Raw genomic sequence first — 13886 nt, forward strand, 5'->3', positions numbered from 1 at the left:
ATGGCTTCCTTACGCTCTTCTGCAATTCCTGTGTCTGATCCTGCGGCTGGTTTACGTATTACCGAGATCTTCTATTCTTTGCAAGGCGAAGCGAATACTTTTGGTTTACCGACCGTTTTTATTCGTTTAACGGGTTGTCCTTTACGTTGTAGTTATTGTGATACGACTTATTCATTTGAAGGTGGCGAACGTTTATCCCTTGAACAGATTATCGAAACAGCAAGCCAGCATAAAACACCTTATATCTGTGTGACAGGTGGCGAACCGCTTGCACAACCAAACTGTCTGATTTTATTACAACGTCTTTGTGATCTTGGATTTGAAGTTTCACTTGAAACCAGTGGTGCTTTAGATGTATCGAAAGTTGACCCTCGTGTTTCCAAAGTGTTGGATTTAAAAACACCAACGTCAAAAGAAGACCATCGTAATTTATATAGTAATCTTGACCATCTCACCCCACATGACCAGATTAAATTTGTGATTTGTAATCGTGCTGACTATGAGTGGTCAAAACAGCAACTTGAACAATTTCAGTTGCAAGATAAAGTAAGTACGGTATGGTTCTCACCAGCCTTTGCTATCGAAAAAGGTGCTGTCGGATTGCCTGCTTTGGCTCGCGATTTAGCACAGTGGATTTTAGATGACCATCTCCCTGTTCGCTTTCAATTACAGTTGCATAAACTGTTATGGAATGATGAATCTGGTCGTTAAAATACTAAACATATCCGTTCTGCAAAATAGATCGGCTTTTATCAAATTTATTTTTTAGGTTGAATCATGGAAAATAATATGCGTTCTCGTGCCATCGTATTATTGTCTGGCGGCTTAGACTCAACAACGTGTCTTGCTTGGGCACAAGCAAATTATGATTGTATTGCATTAAGCTTTATGTATGGGCAACGCTCAACGACCGAACTTGATGCAGCCAAAGCACTTGCACAACGTGCAGGTGTAGAACATCGTGTGATTAATATTGATTTAGGCAATTTAGGCGGCTCTGCGCTTACAGATCATAACATTGATGTACCTGAACAATTACAAGAAGGGATTCCTGTAACTTATGTTCCAGCGCGTAACACCATTTTCCTTTCATATGCCCTTGCAGCAGCAGAAGTTTTTGACGCTCAAGCCATTGTGATTGGTGTCAATGCTGTTGATTATTCAGGATATCCAGATTGTCGCCCAGAATTTATTGACGCTTTTGCCAATCTTGCACGTTTGGCAACAAAGGCAGGTGTGGAAGGAAAACCCCTTAAAATTGAAACACCTTTGTTACATTTATCCAAAGCGAATATTATACGCTTAGGTATCGAACATGGCGTAGACTATAGCCAAACAGTATCCTGCTATCAGGCAGATGCTCAAGGACGTGCCTGTGGCAAATGCGACAGTTGCCGTTTACGCCAACAAGGTTTCATCGAAGCAGGTATTACGGACCCTACACGTTATACTGAATAAACGATATAGGGCAATCATTAGGTACAATATATGAAGTTTTTAAAATCAAATCTTATTCTTTCTACAATGATGTCAGCGACTGCTTTATTTGCAATGGCAACTCACGCAGCTGATAATCCATTACAAGCAGCATATAAAAGTACCAATGTAAAATCTGCATTGATTAACGTCTGTAAGGAACAAACCACTAAAGGTGGCAAGTTATCAGCTGCGGAAGTGAGTAAATTTTGTGGTTGCCAAATTGATGCTCAAGGAAAAGTAACTGAGGCTCAAAAATGGGAAATTCAAAGCGCAATCAATGCGAAGAAAAGCCCAAGTTCTTTAGCATTTGTTCAGCAACAAAATAAAGAATTACAAGCTTGCTTAGGTGCACCACTGGTCTCTAAGCTTGAAAAGTTAACTGAAGAAGCGATGAAAGCAGCTCAACAACAGCAGCAACAAGCACCGAAAAAATAAGCGAATATTGTTAAAAATGAAGCCTGCATTTATGCAGGCTTTTTTATGAGTTCTGTTAAAATTTCTTTTATCTTGAATAAGTTGAATTACACCATGCAGGATCAATGGAAGACCAATACCCATCAACGACAATGTATTGTTTCATTTAGTGGGGGGAAAGACAGTTCACTTGCCCTGTACCATACCATGCAAACAGGCAAAGCGACTGGATTGATTGTCATGCTAGAAGAACAAGGTCAACGCTCTCGTTCACACGCGATGCCACTCGATATTATTCAAGCACAAGCAGATGCGATTGGTTTACCTGTATTTATGACTTCTTCAAGTTGGGCTGATTACGAAAGTAAATTTATTGAGCTTTTACAACAAGCTAAACAACAAGGTGCAGAAGTACTGGTCACAGGCGATCTAGATATGCCTAAATATGGTTGTTGGCATGATCGTGTAACTCAACACGTTGGGCTTAAATTGGGTATGCCCCTTTGGTTACGTCCTCACCGTGAAGTAGTTGAGGAGTTTATTCGCTTAGGATTTCGCAGTATCGTCGTGACCGTTAATCTTAAACTAGGCATGAAAGTAGAAGATCTGGGTAAAATTCTCACTCTCGACTATATTCAAGAATTAGAAAATCGCGGGATAGACCCATGTGGAGAAGGTGGTGAATTTCATACTACTGTTATAGATGGGCCAATTTTTAACAAAGCAATTCCTGTAAGACACAGAGATATTGTTTATCATGAAGAATATGCTTTTTTACCACTTGAACTAGACCAACTTTAGTTTTATTGAAGGAATCGAAATGTCTGAGAATATTGAATTACCGAATCATACTTTTCCAACAACACAAGGTGAAGTGAATCTAGCTGAACTCACCAATGAATGGTTAGTACTCTATTTTTACCCAAAAGATTCAACACCAGGCTGTACGACTCAAGCGATCGGCTTTTCATGCTTAAAAGATCAATTTGAAGGATTACATTGTCAAATTTTTGGAGTGTCTAGAGATTCTGTCAAAGCACATCAAAATTTTACTGAAAAACAAGCACTCACAATTGATTTAATTAGTGATAAAGAAGAAGTGTTATGCAAACATTTTGATGTGATTAAAGAAAAAAATATGTATGGCAAACAAGTGATGGGCATCGAACGTTCAACTTTTATTTTTCACAACAAACAGTTAGTGAAAAGCTATCGAAAAGTCAAAGCTGCTGGGCATGCTGAACAAGTATTGGAAGATCTAAAAGCATTGCAAGGTACTTCATAATGTTGAGTAACAAAAAAGCGAGTATGGAACTCGCTTTTTTGTTATGGGTAAATTGCCCACTGCTTACACCTTAACGTATGATAAAAAGATTAAAATAATTAAAGATATTTACAATGAATTATCGCAGCCTAGTTTATTTGTTTCCTTTATTTTTTATACTCTCAGGTTGTAATGCTAATGCGCCACAAACCGCAATGACTGAAGAAAACTTAGTCTCTGTACCACAAATTCAAATCGAAACAACAGAAATCCATTGCCAAGATTTACAAAACCCTGCCTATCAGCAAGTGATTATCCATGCCATCAATGAAATTCGTCAGCATCCACGCCAATGTGGTCAGCAACATTTCGCTGCTGCTGCACCCTTAAGATGGAATCAGCACTTATATCAAAGTGCTTTTGCTCATGCCGAAGATATGGCAAGTCACAACATGCTTGGACATATCAGCAGCACTGGATTAGATTTAAAAGCACGTCTAAAACAATCTGAATTTAAAGGTCGAGGTGGCGGTGAAAATGTTGCAAGAGGACAAAAAAATTTAAATGAAGTGATGTCAGTATGGCTTACGAGCCCAGTACATTGTAGTAATCTAATGCATCCTAAATTTACAGACTACGCTATTGCCTGTACATCTGACCAATCCACCAAACAAAAGAGCTACTGGACGCAACAATTTGGTGTTCGCTAGCAAGGACGAATAATGCAATCTGGTTCAATCACCCCTATTTTCCGTATTTTTGATATTGAACTCGCACAATCATTTTATCTTGACTACTTAGGCTTTCAAATCGACTGGCAACACACATTTGGAGATAACTTCCCTGTTTATCTACAAATTTCCAAAGATGATTGCATCATCCACCTAACAGAACATTTTGGTGATGCGAGTCCACATAGCGCAATTCGTATTTACTGGGAAAATCTTACTTTGTTACATACTGAACTTGAGGCAAAGCACTATCAATTTGCTAAACCTCAAATCGAAAAAACAGACTGGGAAACATTAGAACTCAGTATGACTGATCCTTTTTCAAATCGACTGATCTTTTGGGAAGATGCTTAATTAGTTCGCTAAAAGTTGATAATAAAAGACTTTAGAAATAATTTTCCACTCACCCTGCTTTTGTACCCATGTTAGTGCATCATAAAAATATTTAGGTTCAATCACACATTCAACATGTACCATCGCTAACTGATCATGAATCAAATTGATCGCAATAACCTTATCTTGTCTTAATTGGTTTTGAGATGCGGGTGAAATACGCTTTTCCACAATAAAGAAATAAGCATCCATATCTAACTTAAGCATAGGCTCATCCGTTATATTGATATAAGTAGCATCGGAATGAAATACATTCTTCAATTTATCTACATCACAAAAGTACAGACCATCAAAGTACTTTTCGAGTTGCTGTTGAATCTCAGTTATCGAATTATTTTGCATTTTATGTACCTATTATTTGTCTATTACAAACCTATCGTTTTATTGTAGAAAAAGAGCTTAAAAATGGAGATTTTATTGAAGTCCTTACGGAATTTTCAGGTAGTTCACGCCCATTTTCTTTACTTTATCCATCAAAAAAACACGAATCATTCCATATTCGTGTTTTCATCGATTTTCTGATTAAAGAACTAAAATCTTAAAAACACTCATTTAAATTACTTTTATCACTCGCAAGATATTTACGCTGCAATTCCGCATAGACTTTTGTATTTTTAAATTCAGTCAGAAATTCAATCGTACCTTTTGGGAAAAATTCGGTTTGAATCTCTCCCCGATAATAGGCTTCTCGCATAGGCGTAGCTGAAATCGAATCTTTTAAACTATCCAACTCAACCATTTCCCATTCTGGAAATAAAGCTAAATAATACGAAGATTCATCTTTGAAATGACCGATCAAACCTACTTTTGCATTTGGCTGAACCACTTGATTGACCAATGTTTTGACTTGTTTGACCCATTTTTCATCGTTATAAACATCAATCACATGCACAAAATGGATGCGCTTTTGATCCGCCTCAGAAAAATTGGACAGAATCATTTGCTCACGTTCAGTGGCTAAAAATGGATTTTTGATATTCCGTTCTGATTGCGCAGAACCCAATGCTAAGACTACATGTTGACTCTGTTGTAACGCAATTTCAATCGTTTGTAGATGCGCTAAATGAAAGGGCTGAAAGCGTCCAATAAAAACAAGATAGTCAAATGTGTACATAGGCGTAATTTCACTTTTTGTGAACTCATCAGTTGTGCCATTCAAGAAAATATGCGACATAATGAGGACACTTAAAAATCAATCTGGATTAAAGCAAGGATAGTACGATGACGCTTAGCTGTATTCAACAACCTCATCAACATTTGCAAGCAAATTTAGAAGATGGCGTACTCACCTTAGCCATTAACCGCTCAGAAGCAAAAAATGCACTTTATGGTGAACTTTACCTCTGGATCGCACAAGCTTTTGATGAAGCTGACGCGAGTAAAGATGTTCGTGTCGTCATTTTCCGTGGTGCAGAACAAGACTTTACTGCGGGTAATGACATGAAAGACTTCATGAGCTTCATCCAAAAGCCACATGAAGGCAAAGCAGGTGATCAACCACCATTTGTATTATTAAAAGCAGCAGCACGTTTTTCTAAGCCATTAATTATTGCGGTGAAAGGTGTTGCGATTGGTATCGGTGTGACCATCTTATTACATGCTGATATCGTATTTTCAGACAATACTGCCCTGTTCCAAATTCCATTCGTAAGCCTTGGTCTTTCTCCAGAAGGCGCTGCAAGTCGCTTACTGGTGAAACAAGCAGGCTATCAAAAAGCAGCTGAATTGTTATTCACAGCGAAAAAATTTGATGCAGAAACTGCTGTCAAAGCAAACTTAGTCAATGAAATTGTTGAAGACGTTTATGCAACAGCCCAAAAAACAGCTCAACACTTAGCAGCTTTACCACTCGCATCAATCAAGCAAACCAAAGCACTGATGAAACAAGATTTAGCTGAAATCATCGCTTGTGTAGATGATGAAGCTGAGATCTTTATGCAACGTGTACGCTCGCCTGAAATGATGGAAGCGGTACAAGCATTCATGCAAAAGCGCAAACCTGATTTTTCTCAGTTCAATTAATCAGGTCTTAACGCACTCATAAAAACCACTTAGTTTAAAAAACTAGGTGGTTTTTTTATTTTGCATCCCAATATGGATATAAACACTTAAGGAAAATACATCGCTCATAACAGATCAAACAAAAACCGAAAAGAATCGTTATTACGAAGCTGCCCCACAAGATATTGATGTGGCTAACTTTCGCAAAGTGATTGAAAGTCGCCGTTCCGTGCGTAAATTTACCGATAAAGCGATTCCAACTGAAATTTTAGATGATTGCTTAGATTTGGCATTACTTGCGCCCAACTCATCAAATTTACAGCCTTGGACTTTTTATGTGGTGCAAAATCCAAGCAAGAAAAAGCAACTGGTTAAAGCTTGCCTAGGGCAACTTGCGGCTAAAACCGCTGCTGAATTAATTGTATGTGTAGCACGTACAGATCGTATTGATGAAATGGCAAAACGAAATATTAGCGAATTTCCATTTCCTGAAGCTCCTGCGATGGTACAAAAATATTATCGTTTTATTCCATACAATTATAAAACAGGTTACTTTAATGCATTAGGTAACTTTAAAAAAGTTGCATTTAAAGTAGTGCGTACCTTAGATAAACAATTACCTGTAACCGCTTTTAACCCTGCTGACACCCAACTTTGGGCGACAAAAACCACTGCATTAGCCTGTGAAAATCTAGTATTGGCTTTACGTGCCTATGGTTTTGACAGCTGTATGATGGAAGGCTTTGATGAACCTTTAGTTCGTAAAATTTTAAAATTAAATGGTCAACAGTATCCTGTCATGGTGATTGGTGCAGGTGAACGGGCTACAGATGGTGTGTTCTTCCCGCAATATCGTTTTGATCGTGATTTATTTATTCAAAAAGTATAATTATTCAATATCTAATATTTGAATAAACTCAAAGGCAGGCTCTTCATAAGGATGGCTTGCCTTTAATGCCTTTGCTACAGCACTAGCTTTATCTTCAGGCACAATGGTTTCTACACGCCACTCTTCAAGTTGCTCTAGTTCGTCTAATTGTCCTAAAAATGGATTTGCACCGTTAACTGGCTTAAATTGCCCTATTCCTTTCACTTGCCAAGCACAATGTTCATAATTACCAATACCACCAGCTCCTGCTTCAAACACAGCAAGTTTGGTTGACTCTAGATGAGAGTCTGGAACGTAATAAATAAGTTTAAGCACTTCAGTTTACTAACTTAGGACTTACGCATTGACAGAATAAAAAAATGATAAATAAGCTGTATAACATCAAAGTGATCAGACAAACCCGGTACGGTTCATAAACTTATTGTCAGTGTAGATGATACCGTATTAGATAAACCTTATAGTCAACATATGGATTTAGTTGGTTTTTTCTGGTCTGGTAAACATCATCGTTCAGTGAAAGGCATCAATCTCATTACACTGTATGCGACAGATTTGCAGGGTAAAAATGTGCCGATCAATTTTAGGCTCTATGATAAATCTGAAAATAAGACTAAAAATGACTACTTTCTCGACATGTTGAATGATGTTCTTCAATAGGGCGCAGACATTTCTTATGTCACAGGCGATAGTTGGTATGCTTCAACTTCAAATCTAAAAACCATAAGAAATCATGGTATTCGATTTATGTTTGGTATCGACAGTAATCGAAAGGTATCCCTTGAAAAAGGGAATTGGCATCAGATTAGGCAACTACCTGCATTTGAAAATGGTCAAACAGTGTGGCTCAAAGACTTTGGATTTGTACAATTATTTAAGACTCAGCTCAAAGAACAGCAGAGGTTTTATATTGTTTATGCTCCTAATGAGTATTTAACATTAGATCGGTTTCAAGATTTACATGCAAGTCATTGGAAGATTGAGCAATATCACCGAGTCATTAAACAGGTATGTCATATTGAAAAATTTCAGGTTAGGCGAATGAAGCTCATTCACAATCATATTTTTGCATCATTAATGGCTTATGTGCAGGTACAACAAATACAATGGAATGATATTTTTATGAATATTTATCAGTGGCAGAAGAGTTTATTTAGACCAATCATCAAGAGCTTCATTGATGGTTTTATTTTAGACAAGAATTATCTGCTGCCACAAAAGTTGGAAAATTTATAGTGCGTAAGTCCTATATAAATAAAACTTTTATTTCCAAACCGATGATTTAGTCTAACAATCTTCCCGTAATATATTGTTTATCCTGTTCAAAGTTGACCGATTTGTCTCCAAACCGCGCTTGTTTAGTCTCATATTCTACTAACCATTTTAAATATTCTAAAAGTGTAGATCCAGTACAACTAAATTCAGATTCTGGTTGTCCATCATCCCATAACCAAACATAATCATTTTTTAAAGCAGTCGCCAGATATGCAAACTGATTGCCTTCATTTTCATTTGTTAATGGGAAGAGTTTATTTTCAACTGCACTAATCCACCCATTAGGTTTATTTATTTCATCTTCATCATCTAAAACTTTTTGATAATCTGTATAAGCCTCCTTATTCCATGAATATCTGAACATAGATACAGTGCCCCACAACAAACCGCCTGAGCACCTTCCCATTTGCGATAAAAACTCTCGGAACTGCCCATGAATCTCTAGATTATAAATTTCAGCAATCTGATCAATTTCTTGCTCTGTATAGCCGTTAATATGTTCTGGATAAAAAGGCAAATGCGTATCTTCATGTCGACAACTTATCAACTCAGAAACAAAATCAACCATATATAAAAATCTCGGTGGTGTTCTAAAAAGTATGCTCATAAGAAAAGGAGGCAAGGAGGAACAATTCAGCTATATTTAAATGTGTGAAAATCGAAATAGAACTTCATTGTCCTCGATGCCAGAGTACAAGTATAAAGAAGAATGGCATTAAACACGATGGTAAGCAAAACTATCGTTGTAAAGAATGTAATAGGCAGTTTGTGGGTGACCATAATTTGACGTATTTAGGCTGTCATTCAAAAGCGGTCAAATTGATTTTGCTTATGCTTGTGCGATGTTGTGGCATTCGGGATATTGCAAAGATTACGAGGTTTAGTATTGGCAAGATACTTAAAACGCTTACACAATCAAATCATGAAGTAATTCCTCAAAGAACTCATTATAAATGCTTGGAAGTTGATGAATTTTGGACATTTGTAGGCAACAAGAAAGATAAGCATTGGCTACAGTACGTCTATGATAGAAGTAGCGGAGAAATAGTGGCTTTTGTATGGGGAGGAAGAGATGCTCATACAGCACAAAGGCTAAAAAACCGTTTAGAAGAACTGGGTATTACTTATGATTGTATATCGAGTGATCATTGGGAAAGTTTCATCAAAATTTTTAAGCCGGACCAAGAAGGGAAATATTATACAGTCGGGATAGAAGGAAACAACTGCCGATTAAGACACCGCATAAAGCGAGCAGTAAGAAGAACATGCTGTTTTTCGAAGAAGGTATTGAATCATGTAAAAGCTTTTAATCTTGGATTCTTTTACATTAACCACGGTTTTGTATAGTGATGTTAAAATGATCAGCATACATTTTGAAACACCACCTCATTTTTATACTTTAATGAAATAAGCCACTTTACAGTGGCTTATTTTTTATTTGATATTAACCAATAAATTTACGTGCATTACGGAACATACGTAACCAAGCACCATCTTCCGCCCAATCTTCAGGCTTCCACGAATGCTGTAAGGCACGGAAGTTACGTTCAGGATGCGGCATCATCACTGTTGCACGACCATCTTTAGAAGTTTGACCTGTAATCGCTTCAGGTGAACCATTCGGGTTCAATGGATAGTGTTGAGTTGGATTACCCAAGCTATCTACATAACGCAAGATCACTTGATTTTCAGCATTTAAAGCTGCAAGTTGTTGTTCTGTTGCAACTAAACGACCTTCACCATGCGCAACAGCGATTGGTAAAATCGAACCTTGCATATCTTCGAGCAATACAGAAACAGATTTTTCTACACGAACGTTCACGGCACGCGCTTCAAATACTTCTGAAGTATTACGGTGGAAACGGCCCCAATGCTCTGCACCTGGAATCAATGGTGCAAGTTGTGACATCATTTGACAGCCATTACATACGCCTAAGCTGAAAGTGCTCTCACGATGGAAGAACTGTTCGAACTGATCACGTAATTTCGGGTTGAACAATACTGATTTCGCCCAGCCACCACCAGCACCCATTACGTCACCGTATGAGAAGCCGCCACAAGCCACTAAACCTTCGAAGTCGCTTAAACTCACACGACCTGCAAGCAAATCACTCATGTGTACGTCGATGGTATTGAAACCAACTTTATCAAAGGCAGCGGCCATTTCAACATGACCATTGACACCTTGCTCACGCAAGATTGCCATATTAGGACGACGTGTATTGATAAACGGCGCTTCAACAGGTTCATTTAAATCATAAGTTGCTTGAGCAATTAAACCTTTGTGGTTTTTATCTGCAATTAAAGCAAATTCTTGATCAGCTGTTTCGACGTTATCACGTAACCGTTGGATCTGATGCGATACTTCAGCCCAAGCTTGTTGTAGTTCAGCACGTTCTAAAGTCAAACCATTGACAGCCAATTGATCGGTTGTATTGACACGGCCCACAACTGCAATTGCATCTTTCAGGCTAGATGCTGCAACTTCAACTTCTAACTGAGCCCAATCCGCCGCTGTGATTTGAAGTACAGCACCAATTTCTTCAGCGAATAAACTTTCAGTACTTTGATTTTCTAAAGCAACACCTAAGCGTGAAGCAAACATCATTTCCGCAACAGTCGCCAATAAACCGCCATCACCGATATCATGGTAAGCCTTGATTAGGCCACGATTGTTCCAGTCTTGAATCAAAGCAAAGAATGCTTTGAAGTCATCAAAACTATCCACATCAGGTGTAACAGAACCAATCGCTTTATATACTTGTGCAAGGATTGAACCACCTAAACGGAATTGACCTTTAGATAGATCAATACGAACTAATACTGAATCTGCTAAATTCTTAAGTTCAGGTGTTAATGTTTTACGTACATCTAAAACTGGTGCAAATGCAGTGATCACGCCTGTCATTGGAGAAGTAACGGCTTTATCCTCACCATCATTCCAAGTGGTGCGCATTGAAAGTGAATCTTTACCCACTGGAATTGCGATGCCTAATGCAGGACACATTTCCATACCAATCGCTTTTACACCTTCAAACAAGGCTTGATCTTCACCTTTTTGACCTGCCGCTGCCATCCAGTTTGCTGAAAGTTTGATATCACTGATTTGTTCAATGTTGGCACATGCAATATTGGTAATCGCTTCAGCAACTGCTAAACGCGCAGATGCAGCCGGATTTAACAATGCAACAGGTGGACGTTCACCCATTGCCATTGCTTCACCTGTGAAGCCTTGCAAGCTTGTCGTCGTTACCGCTGCATCTGCAACAGGAACCTGCCAACGGCCAACCATTTGATCACGTGCAACCATACCTGTAATCGAACGGTCACCAATGGTGATCAAGAATGATTTAGACGCAACTGTTGGATTTTTCAATACGCGGAAGATCGCATCTTTCAAATCAACTTTTGCAGCATCAAAGTCATTGCCTGTACGCTCAATCGTTTCATACGAACGTTGCATACGCGGTGTACCGCCTAAGATCACCTGCATTGGGATATCAACAGGCTTGTTCTCAAACAAAGGATCTTCAACAGTTAAGTGGCGCGCTTCAGTCGCCTCACCAAGTACTGCAAACGGACAACGTTCACGTGCACAAATTTCTTCAAATTGTTCTAAAGACTCTGGACGAATGGCAAGCACATAACGCTCTTGCGCTTCATTTGACCAGATTTCCATCGGGCTCATACCTGGCTCTAATGATGGAATTTTACGCAGGTTAAGCACTGCACCCAACTCATGATCATTCACAAGTTCTGGCATAGCATTAGATACACCACCTGCACCCACATCATGTACAGACACAATTGGGTTAAAGTCTTCTAAGCGCCAACACGTATCAATCACTTCTTGGCAACGGCGTTCCATTTCTGGGTTTTCACGTTGTACAGAAGCAAAGTCTAAACTCTCGCCCATGGTACCGCTGTCTACAGAAGACGCTGCGCCACCGCCAAGACCGATCAACATTGCAGGACCGCCCAATACAATGAGCAAGTCACCCGGTTGGATCGCATCTTTTTCAACATGGTCAGGACGGATGTTACCGTAACCACCAGCAATCATGATTGGCTTATGGAAGCCTTTCACGTCACCATTGACATTTTGTTCAAAAGTACGGAAATAACCATTCAATGCAGGGCGACCGAATTCGTTGTTAAACGCAGCACCGCCGAGTGGACCTTCAATCATGATTTGTAATGGCGATGCCATACGTGAAGGTTTACCGTAATTATCTTCCCAAGGTTGTTCAAAACCAGGGATATTTAAGTTTGAAACCGTAAAGCCTGTTAGACCTGCTTTTGGTTTACCACCACGACCTGTTGCACCTTCATCACGGATTTCACCGCCCGAACCTGTTGCAGCACCTGCAAATGGAGCGATTGCAGTTGGATGGTTGTGTGTTTCAACTTTCATTAAAATATGAGCAGCTTGGCTCTTATATTTATAAACGAAATGACCATTTTCATCCGCTTTTGGATAAAAACGCATGGTGTCATAACCCACGATCACAGATGCGTTATCTTTATATGCTGATAACACATCCGTTGGTGATTCTTTATAGGTATTTTTAATCATTTGGAACAATGATAATGGCTGTTTTTCACCATCAATTGTCCATTCAGAACCAAAGATTTTATGACGACAGTGTTCAGAGTTTGCTTGTGCAAACATCATCAATTCGATGTCGTTTGGATTACGACCGAGTTTGGTAAATGCTGCAACTAAATAATCAATTTCTTCGTCAGAAAGTGCAAAACCAAATTCATTATTCGCTTTTACTAACGCTTCTTTACCTTGGCTCAAAATATCAATTGAGTTCAATGGCTTCGGCGCTGTTTCTAAGAATAAAGCTTTTGCATCATCAATCTGAGCAAAAACACTCTCTGTCATACGGTCATGTAATGCCAATTTCACTTCGTTCGAAATCTCTTTCACACCTTTCAGTGTAAATAACAGACCACGCTCTAAACGGTGAATGGGTGTATTACAGTTTTGGAAAATATCCGTTGCTTTAGATGACCACGGAGAAATTGTGCCCACACGTGGTGTCACTAAAATTTGGATTTCATCACTTGCAGCTTGGCGAAGTTCGAAAGATTGACCATCGTTTAAAAGTTGTAATGCCGATTGATGTTGCTGCTCGTTGAGCGCTTGATCAAACAAATAAACCCACTGGCTGTCAAAAGATTGAACAGAACTCATTGACGCTAAACGGTTTAAGAGTTGAGCTTTCTTAAAAGAAGAATGTGCTGATGCACCGGCCACGATAAACATGTTGACTTTGGCTCCACGGGCGGGTCTAAAGAACCTACCACAATGTGACTTATGAGAGAGCGCATATTCTACTGTGAAAGCCTTCTTTCAGCTAGACATATCCATCTTAAAAATCAGTGTTTTCTATCTCAACTCACTTAATTTATTGTAGCTTTATAGGTTTTACGA

At 38.8% G+C, this 13886-nt stretch carries 15 protein-coding genes and 2 pseudogenes; 12 read left to right on the forward strand and 5 right to left on the reverse strand.

Features of this window, described 5'->3' with window-relative positions:
• The 7 genes from queE (at nt 1) to O1449_RS10120 (ending at nt 4242) form a co-directional block, all read left to right on the forward strand.
• The gene (gene queE / locus O1449_RS10090; protein ID WP_004661217.1) at nt 1–711 is read left to right on the forward strand and encodes a 7-carboxy-7-deazaguanine synthase QueE; all 711 of its coding nucleotides are present in this window, start codon (nt 1–3) and stop codon (nt 709–711) included.
• Between the two features lie 78 nt (nt 712–789).
• The gene (queC, locus tag O1449_RS10095) at nt 790–1458 is read left to right on the forward strand and encodes a 7-cyano-7-deazaguanine synthase QueC (RefSeq protein WP_269230425.1); all 669 of its coding nucleotides are present in this window, start codon (nt 790–792) and stop codon (nt 1456–1458) included.
• A gap of 30 nt (nt 1459–1488) precedes the next feature.
• Nucleotides 1489–1914: a hypothetical protein gene (locus tag O1449_RS10100; RefSeq protein ID WP_269238226.1), complete on the forward strand. Its 426-nt coding sequence runs from the start codon at nt 1489–1491 to the stop codon at nt 1912–1914.
• Nucleotides 1915–2007: 93 nt separating this feature from the next.
• Nucleotides 2008–2694, forward strand: a complete 687-nt coding sequence (locus tag O1449_RS10105) for a diphthine--ammonia ligase (protein ID WP_269239697.1) — start codon at nt 2008–2010, stop codon at nt 2692–2694.
• 19 nt (nt 2695–2713) lie between these two features.
• A complete protein-coding gene (locus O1449_RS10110) occupies nt 2714–3178 on the forward strand; it encodes a peroxiredoxin (RefSeq protein WP_269238227.1) in 465 nt (154 codons plus the stop codon).
• A 113-nt stretch (nt 3179–3291) separates the two neighbouring features.
• Nucleotides 3292–3867, forward strand: a complete 576-nt coding sequence (locus tag O1449_RS10115) for a CAP domain-containing protein (protein WP_269238228.1) — start codon at nt 3292–3294, stop codon at nt 3865–3867.
• Between the two features lie 12 nt (nt 3868–3879).
• Nucleotides 3880–4242: a glyoxalase superfamily protein gene (locus tag O1449_RS10120; protein ID WP_269238229.1), complete on the forward strand. Its 363-nt coding sequence runs from the start codon at nt 3880–3882 to the stop codon at nt 4240–4242.
• On the opposite strand, the gene O1449_RS10125 is transcribed toward O1449_RS10120, so the two are convergent.
• Entirely contained in the window at nt 4243–4623 is a 381-nt protein-coding gene (locus O1449_RS10125; RefSeq protein ID WP_269238230.1) for a nuclear transport factor 2 family protein, read from the reverse strand. It abuts the gene before it with no gap.
• A gap of 20 nt (nt 4624–4643) precedes the next feature.
• Between O1449_RS10125 and O1449_RS10130 the strand changes: the two are divergent.
• Nucleotides 4644–4823 (forward strand): annotated as a pseudogene (locus tag O1449_RS10130) (LysR family transcriptional regulator); the annotation flags it as partial.
• Here the strand turns inward: O1449_RS10130 and O1449_RS10135 are convergent.
• Nucleotides 4820–5395, reverse strand: coding sequence for a nicotinate-nicotinamide nucleotide adenylyltransferase (locus O1449_RS10135; RefSeq protein WP_269239698.1), 576 nt, complete (start codon nt 5393–5395; stop codon nt 4820–4822). The pseudogene O1449_RS10130 and the gene O1449_RS10135 sit on opposite strands and share 4 nt — an antisense overlap.
• Before the next feature lie 107 nt (nt 5396–5502).
• Between O1449_RS10135 and O1449_RS10140 the strand changes: the two genes are divergently transcribed.
• The gene (locus tag O1449_RS10140) at nt 5503–6303 is read left to right on the forward strand and encodes an enoyl-CoA hydratase-related protein (RefSeq protein WP_241335303.1); all 801 of its coding nucleotides are present in this window, start codon (nt 5503–5505) and stop codon (nt 6301–6303) included.
• Between the two features lie 106 nt (nt 6304–6409).
• Complete coding sequence (locus O1449_RS10145) at nt 6410–7171, forward strand: nitroreductase family protein (RefSeq protein WP_269229960.1); 762 nt, start codon at nt 6410–6412, stop codon at nt 7169–7171.
• Here O1449_RS10145 and O1449_RS10150 read toward each other — a convergent pair whose 3' ends face one another.
• The gene (locus O1449_RS10150) at nt 7172–7486 is read right to left on the reverse strand and encodes an NGG1p interacting factor NIF3 (protein WP_269238231.1); all 315 of its coding nucleotides are present in this window, start codon (nt 7484–7486) and stop codon (nt 7172–7174) included.
• Nucleotides 7487–7582: 96 nt separating this feature from the next.
• Between O1449_RS10150 and O1449_RS10155 the strand changes: the two are divergent.
• A pseudogene (locus O1449_RS10155) lies at nt 7583–8404 on the forward strand (IS701 family transposase); the annotation flags it as partial.
• 46 nt (nt 8405–8450) lie between these two features.
• On the opposite strand, the gene O1449_RS10160 reads toward O1449_RS10155, so the two are convergent.
• Entirely contained in the window at nt 8451–9011 is a 561-nt protein-coding gene (locus O1449_RS10160; protein WP_269238232.1) for an SMI1/KNR4 family protein, read from the reverse strand.
• An 83-nt stretch (nt 9012–9094) separates the two neighbouring features.
• Between O1449_RS10160 and O1449_RS10165 the strand changes: the two genes are divergently transcribed.
• A complete protein-coding gene (locus tag O1449_RS10165) occupies nt 9095–9790 on the forward strand; it encodes an IS1 family transposase (RefSeq protein ID WP_269238233.1) in 696 nt (231 codons plus the stop codon).
• Nucleotides 9791–9887: 97 nt separating this feature from the next.
• Here the strand turns inward: O1449_RS10165 and purL are convergent, their stop codons facing one another.
• The gene (gene purL, locus O1449_RS10170) at nt 9888–13718 is read right to left on the reverse strand and encodes a phosphoribosylformylglycinamidine synthase (RefSeq protein WP_269238234.1); all 3831 of its coding nucleotides are present in this window, start codon (nt 13716–13718) and stop codon (nt 9888–9890) included.
• Nucleotides 13719–13886 lie beyond the last annotated feature (168 nt).

This window comes from Acinetobacter sp. TR3 (assembly GCF_027105055.1).
Lineage (GTDB): Bacteria > Pseudomonadota > Gammaproteobacteria > Pseudomonadales > Moraxellaceae > Acinetobacter.

Bases quoted from the DNA above. Each gene is read 5' to 3' on its own strand.
- O1449_RS10115 (WP_269238228.1), top strand. From the start codon at position 3,292: ATGAATTATCGCAGCCTAGTTTATTTGTTTCCTTTATTTTTTATACTC.
- purL (WP_269238234.1), bottom strand. From the start codon at position 13,718: ATGTTTATCGTGGCCGGTGCATCAGCACATTCTTCTTTTAAGAAAGCT.
- O1449_RS10105 (WP_269239697.1), top strand. From the start codon at position 2,008: ATGCAGGATCAATGGAAGACCAATACCCATCAACGACAATGTATTGTT.
- O1449_RS10110 (WP_269238227.1), top strand. From the start codon at position 2,714: ATGTCTGAGAATATTGAATTACCGAATCATACTTTTCCAACAACACAA.
- O1449_RS10135 (WP_269239698.1), bottom strand. From the start codon at position 5,395: ATGTACACATTTGACTATCTTGTTTTTATTGGACGCTTTCAGCCCTTT.
- queC (WP_269230425.1), top strand. From the start codon at position 790: ATGCGTTCTCGTGCCATCGTATTATTGTCTGGCGGCTTAGACTCAACA.
- O1449_RS10100 (WP_269238226.1), top strand. From the start codon at position 1,489: ATGAAGTTTTTAAAATCAAATCTTATTCTTTCTACAATGATGTCAGCG.
- O1449_RS10125 (WP_269238230.1), bottom strand. From the start codon at position 4,623: ATGCAAAATAATTCGATAACTGAGATTCAACAGCAACTCGAAAAGTAC.
- O1449_RS10160 (WP_269238232.1), bottom strand. From the start codon at position 9,011: ATGGTTGATTTTGTTTCTGAGTTGATAAGTTGTCGACATGAAGATACG.
- O1449_RS10140 (WP_241335303.1), top strand. From the start codon at position 5,503: ATGACGCTTAGCTGTATTCAACAACCTCATCAACATTTGCAAGCAAAT.
- queE (WP_004661217.1), top strand. From the start codon at position 1: ATGGCTTCCTTACGCTCTTCTGCAATTCCTGTGTCTGATCCTGCGGCT.
- O1449_RS10120 (WP_269238229.1), top strand. From the start codon at position 3,880: ATGCAATCTGGTTCAATCACCCCTATTTTCCGTATTTTTGATATTGAA.